20 protein-coding genes are annotated in these 21,970 nt (G+C 66.6%); 16 read left to right on the top strand and 4 right to left on the bottom strand.

Annotated elements, in window-relative coordinates; translation table 11 throughout:
* The first annotated feature begins 15 nt into the window (after positions 1-15).
* The 4 genes from TEF_11440 to hppA all read left to right on the top strand — a co-directional run bounded on the left by TEF_11440 (position 16) and on the right by hppA (position 5,814).
* Positions 16-735, top strand: a complete 720-nt coding sequence (locus TEF_11440; GenBank protein ANK83433.1) for a pyrimidine 5'-nucleotidase — start codon at positions 16-18, stop codon at positions 733-735.
* Entirely contained in the window at positions 735-2,240 is a 1,506-nt protein-coding gene (locus TEF_11435) for a microcystin degradation protein MlrC (GenBank protein ANK81342.1), read from the top strand. Before TEF_11440 ends, TEF_11435 begins: the two co-directional genes overlap by 1 nt.
* A 70-nt stretch (positions 2,241-2,310) precedes the next feature.
* Entirely contained in the window at positions 2,311-3,543 is a 1,233-nt protein-coding gene (locus TEF_11430; GenBank protein ANK81341.1) for a hypothetical protein, read from the top strand.
* 165 nt (positions 3,544-3,708) lie between these two features.
* On the top strand, positions 3,709-5,814 hold the full coding sequence (gene hppA, locus TEF_11425) for a sodium-translocating pyrophosphatase (GenBank protein ANK81340.1): 2,106 nt from the start codon (positions 3,709-3,711) through the stop codon (positions 5,812-5,814).
* A gap of 90 nt (positions 5,815-5,904) precedes the next feature.
* Here the strand turns inward: hppA and TEF_11420 are convergent, their stop codons facing one another.
* The 3 genes from TEF_11420 to TEF_11410 form a co-directional block, all read right to left on the bottom strand.
* Positions 5,905-6,663 (bottom strand): hypothetical protein, encoded by a 759-nt coding sequence (locus tag TEF_11420; protein ID ANK81339.1) that lies wholly within the window; start codon positions 6,661-6,663, stop codon positions 5,905-5,907.
* Positions 6,664-6,726: 63 nt separating this feature from the next.
* A complete protein-coding gene (locus tag TEF_11415; GenBank protein ANK81338.1) occupies positions 6,727-7,086 on the bottom strand; it encodes a hypothetical protein in 360 nt (119 codons plus the stop codon).
* Entirely contained in the window at positions 7,067-7,471 is a 405-nt protein-coding gene (locus tag TEF_11410) for a flagellar biosynthesis repressor FlbT (protein ANK81337.1), read from the bottom strand. Before TEF_11410 ends, TEF_11415 begins: the two co-directional genes overlap by 20 nt.
* Positions 7,472-7,679: 208 nt before the next feature.
* On the opposite strand from TEF_11410, the gene TEF_11405 reads away from it, so the two are divergent.
* The 11 genes from TEF_11405 to TEF_11355 are packed head-to-tail and all read left to right on the top strand — an operon-like array spanning position 7,680 to position 20,949.
* A complete protein-coding gene (locus TEF_11405; GenBank protein ID ANK81336.1) occupies positions 7,680-9,452 on the top strand; it encodes a hypothetical protein in 1,773 nt (590 codons plus the stop codon).
* A gap of 7 nt (positions 9,453-9,459) precedes the next feature.
* Positions 9,460-10,152 carry a hypothetical protein gene (locus tag TEF_11400; protein ID ANK81335.1) on the top strand — a complete coding sequence of 231 codons (693 nt, stop codon included), beginning with the start codon at positions 9,460-9,462 and terminating at the stop codon, positions 10,150-10,152.
* A complete protein-coding gene (locus tag TEF_11395) occupies positions 10,149-11,156 on the top strand; it encodes a hypothetical protein (GenBank protein ANK81334.1) in 1,008 nt (335 codons plus the stop codon). Before TEF_11400 ends, TEF_11395 begins: the two co-directional genes overlap by 4 nt.
* A gap of 10 nt (positions 11,157-11,166) precedes the next feature.
* Positions 11,167-12,306 carry a cell wall biogenesis protein gene (locus tag TEF_11390; protein ID ANK83432.1) on the top strand — a complete coding sequence of 380 codons (1,140 nt, stop codon included), beginning with the start codon at positions 11,167-11,169 and terminating at the stop codon, positions 12,304-12,306.
* Entirely contained in the window at positions 12,293-13,384 is a 1,092-nt protein-coding gene (locus TEF_11385) for a nucleoside-diphosphate sugar epimerase (protein ID ANK81333.1), read from the top strand. The genes TEF_11390 and TEF_11385 overlap by 14 nt, the downstream gene beginning before the upstream one ends.
* On the top strand, positions 13,381-14,079 hold the full coding sequence (locus TEF_11380) for a hypothetical protein (GenBank protein ID ANK81332.1): 699 nt from the start codon (positions 13,381-13,383) through the stop codon (positions 14,077-14,079). Before TEF_11385 ends, TEF_11380 begins: the two co-directional genes overlap by 4 nt.
* A gap of 4 nt (positions 14,080-14,083) precedes the next feature.
* The gene (locus TEF_11375) at positions 14,084-15,097 is read left to right on the top strand and encodes a hypothetical protein (GenBank protein ANK81331.1); all 1,014 of its coding nucleotides are present in this window, start codon (positions 14,084-14,086) and stop codon (positions 15,095-15,097) included.
* Positions 15,098-15,103: 6 nt separating this feature from the next.
* Entirely contained in the window at positions 15,104-16,927 is a 1,824-nt protein-coding gene (locus tag TEF_11370) for an asparagine synthase (glutamine-hydrolyzing) (GenBank protein ANK81330.1), read from the top strand.
* Positions 16,918-18,075 carry a hypothetical protein gene (locus tag TEF_11365; GenBank protein ANK81329.1) on the top strand — a complete coding sequence of 386 codons (1,158 nt, stop codon included), beginning with the start codon at positions 16,918-16,920 and terminating at the stop codon, positions 18,073-18,075. Before TEF_11370 ends, TEF_11365 begins: the two co-directional genes overlap by 10 nt.
* A gap of 26 nt (positions 18,076-18,101) precedes the next feature.
* Complete coding sequence (locus tag TEF_11360) at positions 18,102-18,416, top strand: hypothetical protein (GenBank protein ID ANK81328.1); 315 nt, start codon at positions 18,102-18,104, stop codon at positions 18,414-18,416.
* The gene (locus TEF_11355) at positions 18,397-20,949 is read left to right on the top strand and encodes a hypothetical protein (GenBank protein ANK81327.1); all 2,553 of its coding nucleotides are present in this window, start codon (positions 18,397-18,399) and stop codon (positions 20,947-20,949) included. Before TEF_11360 ends, TEF_11355 begins: the two co-directional genes overlap by 20 nt.
* Positions 20,950-20,952: 3 nt before the next feature.
* Here the strand turns inward: TEF_11355 and TEF_11350 are convergent, their stop codons facing one another.
* Positions 20,953-21,414, bottom strand: coding sequence for a hypothetical protein (locus tag TEF_11350; protein ANK83431.1), 462 nt, complete (start codon positions 21,412-21,414; stop codon positions 20,953-20,955).
* Positions 21,415-21,551: 137 nt separating this feature from the next.
* On the opposite strand from TEF_11350, the gene TEF_11345 reads away from it, so the two are divergent.
* The gene (locus TEF_11345) at positions 21,552-21,926 is read left to right on the top strand and encodes a hypothetical protein (GenBank protein ID ANK81326.1); all 375 of its coding nucleotides are present in this window, start codon (positions 21,552-21,554) and stop codon (positions 21,924-21,926) included.
* Positions 21,927-21,970 lie beyond the last annotated feature (44 nt).

Raw genomic sequence — 21,970 nt, 5'->3', positions numbered from 1 at the left:
GTCTATAAATGCGCCATGCCTCTGACCAATCCCGAAGCACCCGACCTGCGCCATGTCGAGACATGGGTATTCGATCTCGACAACACGCTCTACCCGGCGAGTTCCGACCTGTTCGCACAGGTATCCGACCGGATGCGCGAGTTCATCATGGACCTGCTGGAGATCGACGCCGAAGAGGCGCACCGGCTGCAGAAGGGCTATTTCATCTCGCACGGAACCACCCTGAAGGGCCTGATCGACCATCACGGCATCAACCCCCGGGACTTCCTCGACTACGTCCACGAGATCGATCTTTCGCCCATTCCGCCCAATCCGGAATTGCCGGCGATCCTGGGCCGGCTGCCGGGACGCAAGCTGATCTTCACCAACGGCTCCGTCCGCCATGCCGAGAACATCATGATCCACCTCGGGATCCACGAGCATTTCGAGGGCATCTTCGACATCGTCCATTCCGACTACGTGCCCAAGAAGCACGTCGAACCCTATCGCCGGTTCCTGGAAGCGCACGCGGTCGAACCGGCAAAGGCGGCGATGTTCGAAGACATGGCGCGCAACCTCGCCCCGGCGCATGAGCTCGGCATGACCACGGTCTGGATTCCGGGCATCAGCGAGTGGAGCTTCGACCATTCCGAGGGCGAACACATCCACTATGTCACCGAGGATCTGAACCGGTTCCTGAGCGCGGCGCTCGATGTCATCGAGGGACGCCGCGAACCCGAGGAGGGACAGAACTGATGGCCCGTATCGCCCATGCCGGCTTCATGCACGAAACCAACACCTTCGCGCCGATCCTGACGACCTACGAGCATTTCGAGAAGGGCGAGGGCTGGCCGCCGCTGACCCTGGGCGAGGACATGCTGAAGGTCTTCCCGCCCATCAACATCGGCACCGGCGGCTTCATCAACGAGGCGCAGAACCTGGGACACGAACTGGCGCCGGTGTGCTGGTCGGCCGCCGTGCCTGCGGGCTATGTGACCGAGGACGCCTATGAGCGGATCACCGCGCTGATGCTGGAAGGGCTGGAACAGGCCGTCCGCGACGGCGCGGACGCGGTCTATCTGGATCTGCACGGCGCCATGGTGACCGAGCATCTGGAGGATGGCGAGGGCGAGCTGCTGGCGCGGCTGCGGTCCCGCATCGGCGACGAGGTCCCCGTGGTCGTCAGCCTGGACCTGCACGTCAACATCACCCGGCAGATGGTGGATCTGGCGGATGCGCTGATCGCCTACCGCACCTATCCGCATGTCGACATGGCCGAAACCGGCCGCCGTGCGGCGCGTCATCTGGACGAGCTGCTGCGCGGCCGGCCACGCCAGGCCAGGGCCTTCGTCAAGCTGGACTTCCTGCCGCCGCTGACCGGGCAGTGCACCATGGTGGAGCCGTCGAAGGCGGTCTACGAACTGGTGGCGCGGCTGGAAGGCGGCGCGGTCTCCTCGACCAGCTACACGCCGGGCTTCCACCCCGCCGACATCCGCGAATGCGGACCGGCGGTGGTCGCCTATGCCGACGACCAGGAAAGCGCCGATCGCGCGGCGCAGCAGATCGCCGACTTCGTGCTGGCCAACGAGGCCGGTTTCGCCGAGCCCATGCTGGCGCCGGGCGCTGCAGTCGCAGAAGCCCTGCGGCTCTCCAACCGGGCGACGAAGACCGTGGTGCTCTGCGACGCCCAGGACAATTCCGGCGCCGGCGGTACCTCTGACACGACCGGCCTGCTCCGCGCACTGGTCGAAGGCGGCGCGCAGGGCGCCGTGATCGGTCACCTGACGGATCCGGCCGCGGCCCGCGCCGCCCACGAGGCCGGCATCGGCGCGCGGCTGACCCTGGCGCTCGGCGGCAAGCTGTTCACTGCCGGTGATCCCCCGTTCGAGGCGGAGTTCGAGGTCACGGGTCTGTCGGAGGGCCGTTTTCTCTGCACCGGGCCGTTCTATGGCGGCACCAACGCCAATCTCGGCAAGACGGCGGTGCTCACCACCGCCGGCGTCAGCGTCGTGGTCTGCGAGAACCGGATGCAGGCGGCCGACAAGGAAATGTTCCGCCATATCGGTATCGAGCCCGCCGACGTGCCCATTCTGGGCCTGAAATCGGCGGTGCATTTCCGGGGCGACTTCACCGATATCGCCGAGACGATCCTGGTGGTCGAGGCGCCCGGCGCCTTCGTCGACAACCCGGCGCGGAACGCCTACCGCAATCTGCGGCCCGGCGTCCGTCTGGGACCGCATGGCGCTCCCTTCGGCGGCTGAGCGGTTTTACATGCGCCGCATGCAAAATACGTGATGGCTTTTTGATCGCTCCCGCCTATCTTCGCGCCCCATGACCGCGACCGCACAACATCGCGCCACCCCCGAGGTGAAGCGCAACGTCGCCTTGCTGGCCACCTGTCAGGGCCTGGGCACGTCCACCATGTCGATGATGATCGCCATGGGCGGTCTCGTCGGCTACTGGCTGGCCGAGAACAAGGGCCTGGCCACCCTGCCCGTCACGACCGTCGTCACGGGCACGGCGCTGATGACCATACCCGCCGCTCATCTCATGGGCCGCGTCGGCCGGCGCGCCGGGTTCATGATGGGCACGCTGCTGGGCGTTGCCGGCGGCTTCATGGCCTGCCTGGCCCTCTATCTGCAGAGTTTCTGGCTGTTCTGCGCCGCCACCGGGCTGGTCGGCATGTTCTCGGCCTTCGTGCAGCAGTACCGCCATGCCGCCGTCGACATGGCGCCCATCCCCTTCAGGCCCCGCGCGGTCTCCCTGGTCATGGCCGGCGGCGTCGTCGCCGGCTTTCTCGGTCCGGAACTGGTGAAATGGACCAAGGACATGGTGATCGACCTGCCGGGCCTCGGCGCGATCGCCATCCCCTATTTCGGCGCCTATCTGGGCGTGGTCGCATTGTGCGTCATCTCGGCTGTTATCCTCTCGTTCCTGCGCATCCCGCGGCCGGTCCGCCGGACCCGCGCGGAACAGGGCCGACCGTTGTCCGAGATCATGAAGCAGCCGGTGTTCTGGGTGGCCGCAGGCTCCGGCATGGCCGGCTTCGGCGTCATGAGCCTGATCATGACCGCGACGCCCCTGGCCATGGTGGGCTGCGGGCTCGCCGACACCCAGGCCTTCACCGTGATCCAGTGGCACGTGGTGGCGATGTTCGCCCCCAGCTTCTTCACCGGGCACCTGATCAGCCGTTTCGGCGTTCTGCGAATCATCGCCGTCGGCGGCGTTCTGAACCTGATCTGCGTCGCCACCGCGCTTTCGGGCCTCGAGTTCCTGCATTTCTGGTCCGCACTGGTGCTTCTCGGCATCGGCTGGAATTTCATGTTCGTCGGCGGCACGACCCTGCTGGCCGAGTGCTACGAGCCCGAGGAAGCGCCCCGCGTGCAGGGGTTCAATGACTTCCTGGTGTTCGGCATGGTTGCCGTTTCCTCGTTGAGTTCCGGCCAGTTGCTGGAGTTCATCGGCTGGAACGCGGTCACGCTCACCGCCGTCCCGGTGATCGGCCTCGCCCTGGCCGGCGTCTTCTGGCTGATGGCCACCCGGCGGGGCATGCGCCGCGCCTGACCGCGTCTGCGGCTCCCGCATGGGAGTGCCGCAATCTTGCGCATCTGTTGCGCTGGACGGGCGGTTTTGGCATATAGCCGCCACTCTCGACGGCAGGGCCGCGTGTTCGGAGGGGTTTCGAGGCCACCCTGCCATTCGTTTCCGTTCGACAGGGGACATACAGAAATGGATACGACACTACTGCTCGTACTCGTCGCCGGGGCGCTGGCGATCGTTTACGGCGTCGTCACGGCCCTGCAGGTCGTCGGCTCGCCCGCAGGCAGCCAGCGCATGCAGGAAATCGCCGCCGCGATTCAGGAAGGCGCGCGCGCCTACCTCAACCGCCAGTACATGACGATTTCGGTCGTCGGCGTCGTCATCGCCATCATCCTTTACCTGCTTCTGGGCGGCCTGGTCGCGATCGGCTTCCTGATCGGGGCCATCCTGTCCGGCGCTGCCGGCTATATCGGCATGAACGTGTCGGTCCGGGCCAATGTCCGCACCACCGAAGGCGCGCGCGAGAGCCTGGCCAAGGGCCTCTCCATCGCCTTCAAGGCCGGTGCGGTCACCGGCATGCTGGTCGCCGGCCTCGCCCTGCTGGGCGTCGCAGGCTACTACGCGGTCCTGCTCGGCCTCGGCGTCGACGGCCGCGCCCTGATCGACCCGCTGGTCGCTCTCGGCTTCGGCGCGTCGCTGATTTCCATCTTCGCCCGTCTCGGCGGCGGCATCTTCACCAAGGGCGCCGACGTCGGCGCCGACCTGGTGGGCAAGGTCGAGGCCGGTATTCCCGAGGACGACCCCCGCAACCCGGCGGTGATCGCCGACAACGTCGGCGACAATGTCGGCGACTGCGCCGGCATGGCCGCGGACCTGTTCGAGACCTACGCGGTGACCGTCGTCGCCACCATGGTGCTGGCCTCGATCCTGTTCGTCGGTGACCTCGCCTACTCGACCATGATGTATCCGCTGGCCATCGGCGGCATCTGCATCATCACCTCGATCATCGGCACCTACTTCGTGCGCCTGGGTTCGTCGCAGAACATCATGGGCGCGCTCTACAAGGGCTTCATCGCTTCGGCGGTGCTGTCGGCGATCCTGATCTGGCCGGTCACCAGCTACGTGGTCGGCATGGACACGGTCATGGAAGCCGGCGGCAGCAGCTTCACCGGCATGGACCTGTTCTTCTGCGCCGTCGCCGGCCTGGTGGTCACCGGCCTGATCATCTGGATCACCGAGTACTACACCTCGACGGAGTACCGCCCCGTTCGCTCGGTGGCCAGTGCTTCCAACACCGGTCACGCCACCAACATCATCCAGGGCCTCGCCATCGGCATGGAATCGACGGCGATCCCGGCGCTGATCATCTGCACCGGCATCATCGTCACCTACGGTCTCGCGGGCCTGTTCGGCATCGCCATCGCGGTCACCGCCATGCTGGCGCTGGCCGGCATGGTCGTGGCGCTGGACGCCTATGGTCCGGTCACCGACAACGCCGGCGGCATCGCCGAGATGGCCGACCTGGACGAGTCGGTGCGCAAGACCACCGACGCCCTGGACGCGGTCGGCAACACCACCAAGGCGGTGACCAAGGGCTACGCCATCGGCTCCGCCGGTCTCGGCGCCCTGGTGCTGTTCGCGGCCTACACGCAGGATCTGAAGTTCTTCGCCGCCAATCCGGACCTGTATCCGTACTTCGCCGGCATCGTCGTCGACTTCGAGCTGTCCAACCCGTTCGTGGTGGTGGGCCTGATCTTCGGCGGCCTGCTGCCGTTCCTGTTCGGCGCCATGTCGATGACCGCCGTGGGCCGTGCCGCCGGCTCGGTCGTCGAGGAGGTCCGCCGCCAGTTCCGGGACGATCCGGGCATCATGGAAGGCACCTCCAAGCCCGACTACAGCCGGGCGGTGGACATGCTGACCAAGTCGGCGATCAAGGAAATGATCGTGCCGTCGATGTTGCCGGTGCTGGCCCCGATCGTGGTGTACTTCGTCATCTTCGCGGTGGCGGGCAAGGCGGAGGCCCTGGCTTCGGTCGGCGCCATGCTGCTGGGCGTGATCGTCACCGGCCTCTACGTCGCGATCTCCATGACCGTCGGCGGCGGCGCCTGGGACAACGCCAAGAAGTACATCGAGGACGGCAATCACGGCGGCAAGGGCTCCGAGGCCCACAAGGCCGCGGTGACCGGCGACACGGTCGGCGATCCCTACAAGGACACCGCCGGCCCGGCCGTGAACCCCATGATCAAGATCACCAACATCATGGCGCTCCTGCTGCTGGCGATCCTGGCGCACTGAGCGGACGGACCACGGTCCCGAAACAGAAAGCCCCGCGGGAGCGATCCCGCGGGGCTTTTGCTTTTCCGGTGCTGCTGCCGGTGGCGGCGCTCAGAGAACCGCCGGCGTCTCCAGATATTCGTCGTAGATGCGGTCCCGGTGCGCCATCAGTTCGCCGGAGGCCGCGGCCTTCACCTCTGCGGGCGCCGTCTCCCACATCTGGCGGAAGCGCGGGTGCATGGGCAGCTTGTCCTCGGGCAGCGGCGCCAACAGATTCGAGAACACGGCCCAGTAGATATCGACCGCGGTCAGGCTGTCGCCGACCAGGAAGCGCCTGCCCGCGATCCGCGCCGACAGCCCTTCGAGGATCTGGATGACGCGGCCACGATAGTCCTCGTCTTCCCGATAGCCGTACTTGCCGGCCAGGAACTTGCCCACCTTGGGGTGGAAGCCGCTGGCGCCTTCGCTTGCGAATCCCTCTCCGACGAGGAGATTGCGGGCTGCCCAGCCCAGTCCCATCTCGCCGCAGATCTCGTGGGCCAGCCCCATGACAACGGCCCGGCCCTCGAAATCGGCGGGCAGCAGCGGCGTCTCAGGCGCGAGGCGTTCAGCCAGCAACAGGATCCCGGCCCAGCCGCTGCGCAGCGGCTCGTCATCATAGGCCACGACGGGCGCCGACGAATCGCCCGCCCACTCGGCAATGGCGTTCTCGGGATCGTCCTCCGACTGCCCCGCGTACTGGCAGTCCAGTCCCTTGATGTGAAAGATGCCCTTGGCCGCTTCGGTCCAGGGGCTCGGCACTGCGCGCAGGCACGCCATGCGCAGCCCGGACATCGCCCGGGCCTCGGTGATGGATACGAATCTCGACATGTGAAAACCCTCCCCGGTTCAGACCTTCGGTCTAGCCCAGGGAGAGCCGGCATGGAACCGCGATCAGGCGGCGGCGGGCCGCTGCGCCAGACCTTCCATGATGGTCCGGTTCACCGCCACGAGGTCGTCGACGCTTTCCTGGCCGCGCATCACGGCGCTGGAATGACGGTCCACCCACAGCGCCAGCGAGATGATCGAGGCGCGGGTGGATTCCGGCAGCGAGTTGCCGTCCCGGGAGCAATCCGCCATCAGGGTCGACCACAGCCGCTTGTTGCGGTGGATCGCCTCGATGACGCCATTGTCATGACGGGGCAGGTCCTTGACCTCGATCAGCCGCCGCGTGATCTCGGCGAACAGGCGGTATTCGGTATCGCGCGGCGTCTCCACGACACGCTGCGCATTGCTATACGCTCGCAGGCTCATAGCTCAGTCTCTCTCTTTCGAAGTCGAGCAGGCGGCGGCACAGCGTCAGACCCTTGTAGTACTGACGGTCCATCACGCACTGGCTGATGGCGACACAATTCGCCAGGGCGTCAGCATCCGTGACGACCCCCATGAACTCCGACATGCGCAAGACGAATTCTTCGTAGAACCGCGGCCGGACCTTTTCGTCGAGATACATCGACATGATGGCGAAGTAGATTCGCTTCGCCGGCGTGTCGACGCGCTCGGGCTTCAGGATGTCCTTCTCCCGCAGGATCGACGCCTTGTTGTGCAGGACGAGCGTCGCGCGGCGGTCGCCATTGGCGATGACGGCGCCGTTGATGACGAATTTCTCGCCAGGCTTGAGGGTGAGTTTCAGCGCCATGTTGCGATCCGGCCGGTCGCCCGGCCCTCCCGAGACAGTTGAACATCCATGACGGCCGCGGGCACGGCCATCGATGCGGAATCTGCGCGGGCGCGGTTGATTTATCGTTAACGCCGAACAGCTCCGAGAGAAGTCATGCTTCAAACAATTTTAACCGTGCACGGTCTTTGATGCGGCTCGATCCAGAAACAACGGATGACCGTTTCCCATGGCCCGACACGCCCATCTGACCAAGTCCGAACCGCTGCAAGGCCCCAAGGTCGGCCGGACCATCATGCAGGGCGACACGATCCAGATCCTGGACGCGATCGCCCGCGTCGATGACGACCGCACGCCGACCAGGGCGGAGCTGAAACGCGCGATCCAGCATCTCGCCAAGGCCGGCAAGCTGTCACACATGAACAAGTTCGTGGAGGCCTCGGCCGAACTGCTGCAGGCCCACCGGCTGGACCCGCACAACGCCGACACGTTGCTGGTGCTGGGCAACAACCTGCGCCATGCCGGCAACGTCCAGGCCGCGATCCACGTCATGGAGAAGGCCCTGAAGGCCGCGGGCGAGGATCTGGAGCTGTTGTACGGGATCGGCCTGCTGGCCCAGGACCTGGGCATGCTGGACGCTGCCGAGCGCATGTACGCCATGGTCATCCAGCGCAACCCCGACGACCCCCGCGGCCATACGGCGCTGGCCGCCGTCAAGCGCGGCAAGGGCGAGTACGACCTGGCCATCGACACACTGAAATTCGCCATCGAGCAGTCGCAGCAGGACTACACGCTCTGGCAGGCGTTGGGCGTCACGGTGGCTGAAGCGCGGGGCGCCGATCATGCGCGGCCGTTCTTCGAGGAGTCACTCCGGCTCAATCCCGACTACGACCTCGCCTGGTCGAACATGGGCCACGCCTATTCCGCCGAGGGACGGTTCGCGGAGTCCCTGCCCTTCCTGGAGAAATCGGTGGCGCTCCGCCCCGACGACGCCGACACGCGGTTCTCCTACGCTTCCTCCCTGCTCGGTGTCGGCGACCTCGAAAAGGGCTGGGCCGAATACGAATGGCGCCTGGACCGGCGGCGCAAGGATTCGGTCGTCTTCGTCCACGACCTGCCCCGCTGGCAGGGCGAGGACATTTCCGACAAGACCATCCTGATCTGCGATGAACAGGGCATCGGCGACGCCATCATCTTCGCCAGCGCCTATCAGGACGTCATCGAACGCGCCGGCCACGTCATCATCGAGTGCGACCGGCGTCTTGTGACCTGGTTCCAGCGCTCCTTCCCCGACGCGACGGTGCACCGCCACGTCACCTTCCGCTCCAACGCCAAGATCCACCGCCACTATGGCTGGCTGCGGGAAGACGGCGTGCCGCAGCCGGACCTGTTCATCCCCTCCGGCTCGATCTTCCAGCTCGTGCGCGGCGATGTCGCCAGCTTCGCCCGCAACGGCGCCTACCTGAAGCCCGACCCGGAACGGGTGGCGTTCTGGCGCTCCCGTTTCGACGCCATCGGCGACGGCCCGAAGATCGGCATCTGCTGGTCCGGCGGTTTCATCACGCCGATCCGCGCCAAGGGCTACATGTCACTGATGGACTTCCAGCCCTTCTTCGACCTGCAGCAGAAGGGCGGCCATTTCGTGAACTGCATGTACAAGGACGCGCGCGAGGACTGCCGCCGCCTGGCCGACGAGAAGGGTGTCATCCTGCACGACTGGGACGATATCGACCGCCGTGACCAGCTCGACGAGGCGGCCGCCTATACCGCCGCCCTCGACTACATGGTTTCGATTTCCTCCTCGCCGGTGGCCATCGCCGGCGCGATGCAAATTCCTGCGATCACCCTGCTGCACAAGCACGACCGCTTCCATTTCGGCGCCGGCGTCGAGCCCTGGTTCCCGACCACGGATATCTTCGTCGCCGACCGGCCCGATGAATGGCCCGCCGTGCCCTGCGCCGCGGCCCGCAGGCGGGCCGGCGAGAGGTTGGAACTGGACTGAGACGACGATGCAGGACCTGATCCCGGTTATCGTACAGGCGCGCACGGGCTCGCAACGTTGTCCCGCCAAGGTGATGCGCGCGGTGGCCGGCCGTCGGCTGATCGACTACACCCTCGACGCGCTGGAACGCTGCCGCAGCGCCCGTCCGCTGATCGTGGCGACGTCCGACGATCCCCTGGACGATGCGCTCGCCGCCCACTGCACCGCGCGCGGGACACCGGTGATCCGCGGCCCCCTGCTGGACGTGGCCGGCCGCTTCCGCTGCGTCCTGGAACGCTTTCCCGTCCGCGCCTTCGTGCGTATCTCCGGCGACAGCCCGCTGATCGACTACCGCATCGTCGACCGCGCTGTGGAACTGTTCCGCGCTGAACGGCCGGACCTCGTGTCCAATGTCGTCGAGCGCACATTCCCCAAGGGGCAGTCCATCGAGGTCATCGACAGCGCCATCTTCCTCGGCGCCGAGAGCCGCATGCATGATCCTGCGGACCGCGAGCACGTGACGCCGTGGTTCTATCGCCCCGAGTCGGGCTATCGCATCGTCTCCATCCGCGCGGAGACCGACGCGAGCGCGACGTCGATGGTCATCGACACCGAGGAGGAGTTCCAGCGTTTCCGGCAGGTGGCGCGCGAGCTCTCCGCCCCCGCCTGGCGCTATCATTGGCACGAACTGGCGCCGAAACTGGAAGAGCGCAGCGCATGACCGCCCCGATCGCCGCGGGCGTGATCGGCCTCGGCGTCGGCGAACGCCACATCGCGGGCTATGAACGCCATCCGGGCTGCCGCGTGACCCGCCTCGCCGACTTCTGCCCCGACAAGCGCGCCGACGTCGCCAGCCGCCATCCCGACCGGCCGATCTCGGCGGATGCGGATGCGGTTCTGGACGATCCGGAAATCGCCATCGTCTCCATCGCCAGCTACGACCAGCATCATTTCGAGCAGGTCGTCCGCGCCCTCGACGCCGGCAAGCATGTCTTCGTCGAAAAGCCGGTCGTCCTGCGCGAGGATCATGCCCGCATCGTCCGCGACAAGCTGCGCGAGAAGCCGCATCTGAAGCTGTCGTCGAACCTGATCCTGCGCCGTTGCCCCCGCTTCCGCTGGCTGAAGGCGGAGATCGAGGAAGGCCGCTTCGGCGAGATATTCCATATCGACGCCGACTACCAGTACGGCCGTATCCACAAGCTGCTGGGCGGCTGGCGCGGCGAACTGCCGGGCTACTCGCTGGTGCTGGGCGGCGCGGTGCACATGATCGACCTCGTGCTCTGGCTGACCGGCGACCGCGCCGTGGAGGTCCAGGCCTATGGCAACCGGATCGCCACCCGCGACAGCGGCTTCGCCAATCACGATCTGGTCCAGGCGATCGTGCGCTTCGAGAGCGGCATGGTGGCCAAGATCGGCTGCAATGGCGGCTGCGTGAAGCCCCACTTCCACAAGCTGGAGGTCTACGGCACCGCGGCCAGCTTCGTTAACCGTTTGGAAAGCGCGTTTGTTTACCGTTCCCGTGATCCCGGCATGGAGCCGGAGGCGATCACGGAGGCTTATCCCGGTGTCGACAAGGGCGATCTTCTGCACGATTTCGTGGACGCGGTCATCGAAGACCGTGAGCCGGAGGTAGGCGTCGATGGGATATTCAGCGCCCTCGCCGTCTGCTTCGCCATCGAACGCGCCGTCCACAGCGGACGCGCGGAGCCCGTCCGTTACTTCTGAACCGAAGGAAATCCACTTCGGCCGCCCGATCCTGGGCGACGAGGAGCGCCGCGCGGTGCTCGAAGTGCTCGACAGCCCGCAACTCGTTCACGGGCCCCGCGCCGTCGCCTTCGAAAACGATTTTGCCGCCTGGTGCGGCGGCGGCGAGGCGATAAGCGTCTCCTCCTGCACCGCCGGCCTGCATCTCGCCTATTTCCAGATGGGTCTCGGTGAAGGCGACGAGGTGATCGTGCCCGCCCAGACCCACACCGCCACGGCCCATGCAGTCGAATATGTCGGCGCGAAACCGGTCTTCGTCGACGCCGAGCCGGTCACGGGCAACGCCGACCTGGATCAGATCGAAGCTGCCATAAACGACCGCACCAAGGCGATCTCGGTGGTGCACTATCTCGGCATGCCGGTCGACATGCGCCGCCTGAACGCGATCGCGGCGAAGCACGGCCTGCCGGTCATCGAGGACGCGGCGCTCGCCATCGGCTCCACTGTCGACGGCATCCACGCGGGCCTGCTGGGCGACCTCGGCTGCTTCTCCTTCTATCCCGTCAAGCACATGACCACGGCCGAGGGCGGCATGGTGCTGACCCGCGACGCCGCCATCGCCGAGCGCATCCGCCGCCAGAAGGCCTTCGGCCTGGACCGCACGGTGGTCGAACGCGCCGAGCCCGGCGTCTATGACGTCACCCAGCTCGGCTTCAACTACCGCATGAACGAGCTCCAGGCGGCCATCGGCATCGAGCAGATCAAGCGTCTCGAGGGCTTCCTCGCCGCGCGCCACCGCAACTACTGGCGTCTCGAGACGGGGCTGAAGGAAATCGGTGAACTCGATCTCCTGCGCTCCAGCCATGACGGCCTGGAAAGCAGCCACTACTGCCTGAGCGTGATCCTGAAGGGGCCGGCCGAGGGCCGCCGTTCGGAGATCGTGAAGGCGCTGAAGGCGCAGGGCGTCGGCAGCTCCGTCTACTACCCCGGCCCTGTCCCGGCGCTCGGCTACTACCGCGACAAGTACGGCCTGAAGGCCGAGGACTTCCCCCACGCGACCCGCATCAGCCGCCAGTCGATCGCGCTGCCGGTCGGGCCGCACCTGGACGAGGACGACATGGACCGAATTACGCAAGCGATGAAGAGGGCGATCCACGATGTCTGCAACTGATCATCCCCTGAAGGGGCGCAAGGTCGTCATCATCGGCGGCGCCGGCTTCATCGGCCACAACATGGCGCTGACCATGAAGCAGGCCGGCGTCGACGTCGCCGTCGTCGACAGTCTGGGCGTCAACAACTACTACGCCATCGAGCGCGAGCGGTACACGAACCCCAACGGCGAGATCTATCTCAACTTCATCAAGCAGCGCATGAACCTGCTGCACGAGGCGCGCGTGCCTTTCGTGGAGATGGACGCCCGCGACTATCATGGCCTGTCGGAGACGATGGAGGACCTGAACCCGGACGCCATCGTCCACCTGGCCGCGGTGGCGCACGCCAACCGCTCCAACAAGGATCCCTACTCCACATTCGACCATTCGCTGCGCACGCTCGAGAACGCCCTCGACGTGGCCCGCTCCTCGCGGCTGAACGTCGACCGCTTCGTCTACTTCTCCTCGTCGATGGTCTACGGCACCTTCGCCGACGGCGTGGTCGACGAGGAAACCTCGTGCAACCCGCTCGGCATCTACGGCGCGCTGAAGTTCGCGGGCGAGAAGATGGTGATCGCCTACAATCAGGTCTTCGGACTGCCCTTCACCATCATCCGCCCCTCTGCGCTCTATGGCGAGCGCTGCGTCAGCCGCCGCGTCGGTCAGGCGCTGATCGAGAACGCGCTGCGCGGCAACACGCTGACCATCAACGGCGACGGCTCCGACTGCCTGGACTTCACCTATGTCCAGGACCTGATCGGCGGGGTCATGGGCGCGCTGACCTCGAAGGACGCGGCCAACGAGATCTTCAACCTGACCTATGGCGACGCGCGCTCGCTCAACCAGATGGTCGACATCATCCGCCAGCACTTCCCGGGCATCGACGTGAAGCACAACCCGCGTGACAGCCTGATGCCGGAACGCGGCACGCTGAATGTCGACAAGGCGCGCTCGCTGATCGGCTACGATCCTCAATATCCGCTGGAGCGGGGCTTCGTCGACTACATCGACTGGTACAAGGCGAACTGGGACCAGCTCAACCAGGGCGGTGTCGACGCCGGCCAGGTCGTCTATCTGACCCGCCGCGCCTGGGCATGAACGACGCCCCGGCAATGGCGCTGCAGCCCGATTCATGGCTGAGCGAGATGATCGGGAAACCGGCCTGGCACCTGACGCCGACCGGCCGGGAACTCGATCGCGTGCCATTGCCCGGCGACGGTCCCTGCTTTGTCGACGCCAAGGCGCCGGCCAACGACGTGGAAACCGTGGGCCGCGTGGAGAATGCCGGATTCCGTCTGGTCGACACCAATCTGCAGCTCGAGCGGCCGGCCTGGCCGGTGGCCCGCAGCCGCACCGGGCGCTTCGCCCTGCCCGAGGACCGGGCGGCCGTGGAACGGCTGGCCGAGAGCGCCTTCACCTATTCCCGCTTCCACATGGATCCGCTCATCCCGCGTTCGACGGCCGACCGGATCAAGCGGGCCTGGGCGGGCAACTATTTCGACGGCAAGCGCGGCGACCACATGGTCGTCTCGGAGATCGACGGCGAGATCGCCGGCTTCCTGCAGCTTTTCCAGCAGGGCGACCTGCTGGTCATCGACCTGGTGGCCGTCAACAGCCGCTTCCGCGGCCGCGGCCTGGCTTCCGACATGCTGGCCTTCGCCGAATCGACCATCCCGGATCTCGGCCGCGTGAAGGTCGGCACCCAGGCCGCCAATGCGCGGGCCCTGCACGCCTACAGCCGCGACAAGTTCCGGATCATCTCCGCCACCTACGTTTTCCATTATCACGGGTAGAGCCATGCGGATCGCCAGCCACGACACCGACCAGCGCGCCTTCGTCATCGCCGAGATCGGCAACAACCACGAGGGCGATTTCGGCCTGGCGAAGGAGATGGTCCATCTCGCCGCCGACGCCGGCGTCGACGCCGTCAAGTTCCAGACCTTCCGCACGGAGCAGTTCATCGCGGCCGAGGACGCCGTCCGTTTCCAGCGCCTGAAGGGCTTCGAGCTGAGCTACGACCAGTTCGCCGAGCTGGGCGAGCTGGCGCGGGCCGAGGGCCTTGCCTTCATCTCGACGCCGCTGGACATGGAAAGCGCCGCCTTCCTCGACGGCCATGTCGACGCCTTCAAGATCGCCAGTTCCGACAACAATTTCTGGCCGCTGATCGATTTCGTCGCCGGCCGGGAGATGCCCACGATCTTCTCTACCGGCCTTGCCGACATGGCGCTGGTTCGGCAGGCCGCGGACAGGATTCACGGCCTCTGGGCCGACCGTGGGGTGGCGCCCGGCCTGGGCGTGCTGCACTGCGTCTCCGCCTATCCGACCCCGCCCGATGCGGCCAATGTCCGGGCTGTCGCCGCCATGCAGGCCGCCCTGCCCGATTGCGCCGTGGGCTATTCCGACCATACCCAGGGTATCGACGCAGCGGTCGTCGCCGTTGCCATCGGCGCGCGCATCGTCGAGAAGCATTTCACCATCGCGCATGACCATTCCGACTTCCGCGACCACCAGCTCTCCGCCGACCCCGCGGAAATGAAGGCGCTGATGGACCGCATCCGCCTGACCGAGACCCTGCTTGGCGACGGCCGCGTCGCCATGGCCGATTGCGAGCGCGACGCCGCGCCGCTCATCAGGCGCTCCATCGCCGCGAAAAGCCCGCTCCACCCCGGCCATGTCATCGGCGAGGACGACCTGATCTGGGTCCGTCCCGGCGACGGATTCGCGCCCGGCGAGGAAGACCGCGTCATCGGCCGCACGCTGACCGCGGCCATGGCCACGGGCCAGCGCTTCGCGCCCGATCTGCTGGCCTGACCGCCGATGTGCGGCATCGCCGGACATATCGGCCCGGTCGCGCTGCCACCGCCGCGCCTCCAGGCGGCCTTCCGCGCCCTGCACCGGCGCGGCCCGGACGCGCGCGGGCTGTTCCAGACCCATGAAGGCGCCGCTGCGGTCACGCTGCTGCACACCCGGCTCGCCATCATCGATCTGGACCGCCGCTCCAATCAGCCCTTCCGCCGTGGCGATCTGACCCTCGTTTTCAATGGCGAGATCTACAATCACGTGGAACTGCGCCGGGAACTGGAGGCGCAGGGCGCGCGCTTCGCCACGCGTTCCGACACCGAGGTGCTGCTGGAGGCGTATCGTCACTGGGGCGACAGCTGCGTCGACCGGCTGGAAGGCATGTGGGCCTTCGCTATCCATGACGCCGATCGCCACCGGCTGTTCCTCTCCCGCGACCCGTTCGGCGAAAAGCCCCTGCTCTGGCGCAATGGCCCCGACGGTTTCCACTTCGCCTCCGAAATCGCCTGCCTGGCGGCGCTGAGCGGCGAGCGGCCCGAGGTCGAGCAGGAGACCGTGCGCCGCTTCCTGGTGAACGGCTACAAGTCCCTCTACAAGTCCGACGCCCTGTTCCACCGCGGGGTGAAGGAGCTGCCGCCCGGCTGCAATCTCACCGTCGGCGGCAATGGCGATGTCGAGATCACCCGCTACTGGCGGCCCCGCTACGCGCCCGAAGCCGCCATGAGCTTCACGGAAGCCGTCGAGGGCGTACGCCATCACCTCTCGGAGAGCATGCGCCTCAGGCTCCGCGCCGACGTGCCCATCGCGTTCTGCCTGTCGGGCGGCGTCGACAGCGCGGCGCTGGCCTCCTTCGCGGCGAAGCATCACGGCGCGGACGTCGTGGCGTTCTCCATCATCGATCCCGATCCCCGCTACGACGAGAGCGACAACATCCGCGCCACCGTGGACGACCTGGGCTGCCGCCACCACGAGATTCGCCTGACGCAATCGTCGGACCTCGACCGCTTCGCCGATCTCGTCGGTTATCACGGCAAGCCCGTGGCCACCGCGTCCTATTACGTCCACAGCCTGCTGTCGGAAGCGATGCGGGAGCAGGGCTTCAAGGTCGCCGTCTCCGGCACCGGCGCGGACGAACTGGTCACCGGCTATTACGACCACTTCAACCTGCACCTGCACGCCATACGCAATCACCCCGACCGCGCGGCGCGGCTGCAGGACTGGCAGACGCATCTCGCGCCCATCGTGCGTAACCCGCACCTGCAGAACCCCGGACTCTACGACGACGACCCGGACTTCCGTGGCCACATCTACCTCAATGCGGACGTCTTCTCGGACTATCTGACCGAGCCCTTCCGGGAGGACTTCACCGAGGAACGGCTCTCCGGCGACCTGCTGCGCAACCGCATGCTGAACGAGCTCTGCGTCGAGGCAGTGCCGATCATCGTCCGCGAAGACGATCTCAATTCGATGCGCTCCTCGATCGAGAACCGGAGCCCCTATCTGGACCGCGCCCTCTGCGACTTCGCCTACACCATTCCGCCCGAGCACCTGATCCGCGACGGCTACGCCAAGGCGCCGCTGCGCGAGGCAGCGAAGGGCGTGCTCAACGACACGGTGCGTCTGGACCGGCACAAGAAGGGCTTCAATGCCGCCTTCCGCAGCCTCTTCGATCTCGACAACCCGAAGACTCGCGAGCGCATCCTGGACGACGGCCCAATCTTCGACATTGTCCGCCGGGAGAAGATCGAGGAAGCCATGGGCCGTGCGGAGCTGCCCAACAGCTTTTCGAAGTTCCTCTTCTCCTTCGTCTCCGCCAAGCTGTTCATGGAGCAATGGGCATGAGCGTCCGTTTCTGTCAGAGCTGCGTCCTGCCCGACAGCCGTCCCGGCATCGAGATCGGCACCGACGGGGTCTGCAATGCCTGCAAGGGCCACAGCGACAACCGGCTGACCATCGACTGGGCCGGACGCGGCCAGGCCCTGGAACGGCTCTTCGGCAGCGCGAAGGCGCGCAAGGCGCCCTATGACTGCATCGTCCCCGTTTCCGGCGGCAAGGACAGCTTCTGGCAGGTCGCGAAGTGTCTCGAGATGGGCATGAAGGTGCTTGCCGTGACCTGGCGCTCGCCGGGCCGCAACGCCCTGGGACAGGCCAACCTGGACCGGTTGGTGGCGCTCGGCGTCGACCACATCGATTTCTCGATCGATCCGTCCGTCGAGGCGCGCTTCATGAAGAAGACGCTGATGGAGACCGGGTCCAGCGCCGTGCCGATGCACCTCGCCATCTTCGCCATTCCCATGCGGATCGCCGTGCAGATACGCGTGCCGCTGATCGTCTGGGGCGAGAGCCCGTTCATGGAGTATGGCGGGCATAAGGGCGACAGCGACCTGGACCTTCTGAACCACGCCTGGCTGAAGCGGCACGGCATCCTGCAGGGCCGGGAGGCGCTGGACTGGGCCGGCGACGAGCTGAGCGCCGCCGAGCTGGAGGCCTACTGCCCGCCGACCGAGGAAGAATTCCAGCGGGCGCAGGTCCGCTCCATCTTCATGGGCTACTATCTGCAGTGGGATCCCGCCGAGAGCCTGCGCGTCGCCGAGGCCAACGGCTTCCGCCGCCGCCCCGAGGGCCCCAAGATCGGCCTCTACGACTATGCCGACATCGACTGCGACTTCATCTCCGTCCACCACTGGTTCAAGTGGCCCAAGTTCGGCTTCACGCGGCTGTTCGACAACTTGGCGCTGGAGATCCGCAATGGCCGGATGAGCCGCGAGGAGGCGCTGGCCACAATCGCGCGGCTGGGCGATCAGCGGCCCGACGCCGACATCGCCCGCGCCTCCGAGTTCATGGGGCTCTCGGCGGCCGAGTTCGCCGCGCTGGAGGAGAAGTTCCGCGATCACGGCATCTGGTCGGTCCACGACGGTCGCCGGGTGATCGAGGGTTTCCCCATCGAGAACTGGAACTGGCCGGCTGTGCCGATGGAGCGCGCCGCATGAGGCTGGCGGAAAGGAATCCCCCGCGTGTGTTCGAACCTGCGCCCGGCATCACCATCAGCGACTGCGGCGACGTCGAGCTGCGGCCGGACGAACAGGTCACGCTGGTCACCGAAACCGGGAAGCGCATGGATGTCGCCGCCAAGGATTTCGGCTTCTACGCCACACCGTCCGTGAACGGCCGGCTGAAATCGGAAGGCTTCAAGACAGCCCTGGTCCGCAATGCGCGCGGGCAGGTCTATGTCATGGTCGTCGACAGCGACCGCATGGCGGATTTCGATCGCTATTGCGCCGCGGAACGCCAGAGCGTGCTGGAGTGGCTCGATGAACGCCCCCTGGACTGAGGACACCATCCAGGGCGTGCTCGCCGCCAACCGGCTGCGCGAGGACGGGCGCCCGTTCCTGACGCTGATCGAGGCGGACGGGCGCGAACGCGCCTTCACCTATTCCGAACTGCTGAACCGGGCCGAATGCTGGGCGGCACATCTCGCGGGCCGCGGCATGGTTCAGGGCGACCGCGTTGTCGTGATCCTGCGCCATGGTGTCGACCTCTACGCCGCCTATATCGGCGCGCTGCTGCTGGGCGCGGTCCCTTCGATGTTCGCCCACCCCTCGCCCAAGCTCTCGGAAGCCGTCTATTTCGAGACCATCGGTACGCTGCTCACCGGCAGCCGCGCCAGGGCGCTGATCACCTATGAGGAGCTTGCGCCGAAACTCGCGCCGCTGGTGAACAGGATCGGTAGCTTCGAGCATCTGGCGACGCCCGGCGATCTCGATAGCGACCGCCGCGACTATCCCGCGCCCGCTCCTTCCCCTGACGACCCCGCCTTTCTGCAGTATTCGTCGGGCACGACGGGGTTGAAGAAGGGCGTCGTCATCAGCCACCGCGCCCTGCTCTGGCAGATCCGGGCCTATGGCGAGACCATCGGCGCCGACGAGCGCGACACCATCGTCTCCTGGCTGCCGCTCTATCACGACATGGGACTGATCGCGTGCTTCTTCCTGCCGCTGATCCGCCGCTGCCGGCTGGTGGCAATCTCGCCGTTCGACTGGGTGCAGCGGCCCGGCATGTGGCTTGACGCGGTGACAAGGCACAAGGGCACGCTCGGCTGGCTGCCCAATTTCGCCTATGCCTTCATGGCCAGGAACGCGCCTGCAGGCGGCTGGGACCTGTCGAGCCTGCGTGGCGTGGTCAACTGTTCCGAGCCGGTCACCGCGGCCGCTCACGACGCCTTCCTCGAACGCTTCCGCGCCCACGGCTTCCGCGAGGATGCGCTGGCCGCTTCCTACGCCATGGCTGAAGCGACCTACGCGGTCACGTCGGGCGGCTTCGGCGACCCGCTGCGGGTCGTCGAACAGGACGGCCGAAGGCTGGTCTCGTCCGGCGCCGTGTTGCCAGGCACCGAGGTCCGCATTCTGGGCGATGACGGCGAGATCCTGTCCGACGGCGCGACGGGCGAGATCGAGATTCACTCGCCCTCGCTCTTCCGCGAATACGACGACAATCCGGATGCGACCGCAGAGGCGCTGAACGGCGGCCGGTATCTCAGCGGCGATCTCGGTTTCCTGAAAGACGGCCATCTCTACGTCACCGGCCGCAAGCGCGACCTGATCATCATCGGCGGCAAGAACATCTACCCCCATGATATCGAGGCGTTGGCCGAAGGCGTGCACGGGATCACGCCGGGCCGGAGCGTCGCGCTCGGCGAGGCCGACGACGCCGCCGGCACGCAGCATCTGCTGGTGCTCGCCGAAAGCGACCGCCCCGAAGCCGAATGGGCGGGCCTGTCGGAAGCCGTACGCGCCACGGTCGCCGCCGCCACCGAGGTCAGCCCGCGCGCCGTTCATATCGTGCCGCCCCGCTGGCTCAGGAAATCGACCTCCGGCAAGCTGGCCCGCGGCGCCAATCTGGAACGCTACCGCGCGGAATTCGCCACCAGGCCCACGGCGCCGCAGATCGCGCCCGCCACGACGCTGGAGCGCGTGCGCCAGATCGTGAACGGCCAGATCCTGACGGCGGGCCGGGCGGACGATCATGATGCGCTCATCCGTTCGGGCCGGATCGACAGCTTCTCCATCGTGAACCTCGTCCTCGAGATCGAGCGCGCCTTCGACATCCGCCTGCCCGAGAGCGTGGCCGCCGACCCGGACGCCCTCGACACGATCGCCGCCATCGCAGCGACCGTCGAGCGCCTGAAAGACGGCGGCGGCGGCGAAGAAGCCGGCCTCGACTTCAACGCAGAAGACGTCCCGATGCGTGCGGACGGACCCGTGGCACTGTCGTCAAAGCGCGCTGGCTTCTGGACCTGGTACTACCGCTTCCGCTTCCGGACTCTCGGCGTCCGCCACGGCCGGGGCCTCCGTGTGCTGGGCCCGATCCTGCTCCGGCTCGAGGCAAATCCGCGCAATCTGACCATCGGCGACGGGGTCACGATCATGCCGTGGGCCGATCTGAAGGTGCGCGAGAACGGGAAAATCACCATCGGTGATGGCTGCGCCATCGACACCATGGCCCGGCTGGTGGCCGCGAACGACGCCGAGATCCGCCTCGGTGACCGCGCCCAGATCGCCTTCTCGTCGATCATCAACGCCGGCGAGAACGTCACCATCGGCCGCGACACCGCGACCGCCGGCCATTGCACCATCATCGCTTCCGAGCACAACTATCGCGGGCGCGAGCCCATCATGCGCCAGGGCTACCGGCATGAACCGGTGCTGATCGGCGCCGACGTCTGGCTGGCCTCCAGCGTGCTGGTCACGCCCGGCGCGAAGATCGGCAATGGCGCGGTGATCTCGGCGCGATCCACCGTGACGGGCACGATCCCGCCCTATGCGCTGGCCGCCGGCGTGCCTGCGCGGGTGATCGGCGCGCGCTGACGCTCAGCCGAGCGGCAGGCTGCGGATGTGGTTGGTCCAGCCGTGCTCCAGAGCCTCCAGCCGAGTCAGCAGCGCCGCCAGATCATTGCCTTCGGCGTCGAAGACGTCGGCGAAATCGGCCTCCAGCCCGGCGATCCTTTCCGACAGCGCGCGTCCGGTCCGGGTCAGCCGGACGATCGTCGCGCGGCGGTCCTGGGACGACTTGAACTGCTCGATATAGCCGGCCTCGACCAGCTTCTTGAGGTTGTAGGACGCATTTGAGCCCTGATAGTAGCCGCGCTCCGTCAGGGTGCGGACGTTCACCTCCGCCTCGCCGATATTGGTCAGAAGCAGAGCCTGGACGGCGCTGATGTCGCCGATGCCGAGGCGATCCAGTTCCGCCCGGATCACGTCCAGGTAGAGGCGGTGAAGACGCTCGATCATGCGGGTTACGGCGCGGTAGGCGCGGCCCGGATCGCGGGTCATGCTGTCCGGCTGATGGCTTTCGGCCATGAAGTCGCTCCGGCGGTTAAGCGAACGGTAAGATGATGGTGGCAGCGTTTCCTTAACAAGCCCCTGCCCCAACCAGGCCATCAATCATGAGTACGCGCGATATCGGTGAGATGGAAGACGGCGGCGCCACGCCGAGCGTCGTCGTGATCGACGACGACAGGGCCGGCGGCGAAATCATCGGCCGTTTCATCGCGGGTTCCGGCTTCACGGTGCGTGTCGAATCGAACGTCTTCGCCGGTCTGCACGCAGTCCGCCGGGCGCAGCCGACGGTGGTTCTGCTCGACATCCAGCTTCCGGGCATCGACGGCATTGCGGCGGCCGCGATGGTCCACCGCTACGCGCCGGCGGCCAAGGTCATCCTGATGTCGGGATTCCCCGAGCAGCTCTCCAAGGCGAGCCGGGATTCGCTGTCGGCCTTCGCCATTCTGGAAAAGCCGCTGCCGCTTCCCGCGATCGTGGATTTCGTCCGTCGCGCCGTCGGGTGACGCCCGTCACGCAATTGAAATTGCATGCTTATTCGTTCGTTAAC

Source organism: Rhizobiales bacterium NRL2 (genome assembly GCA_001664005.1).
GTDB lineage: Bacteria > Pseudomonadota > Alphaproteobacteria > Minwuiales > Minwuiaceae > Minwuia.
Note: the sequence above shows the minus strand (reverse complement) of the source record. Positions and strands in the feature narration are given on the sequence as shown.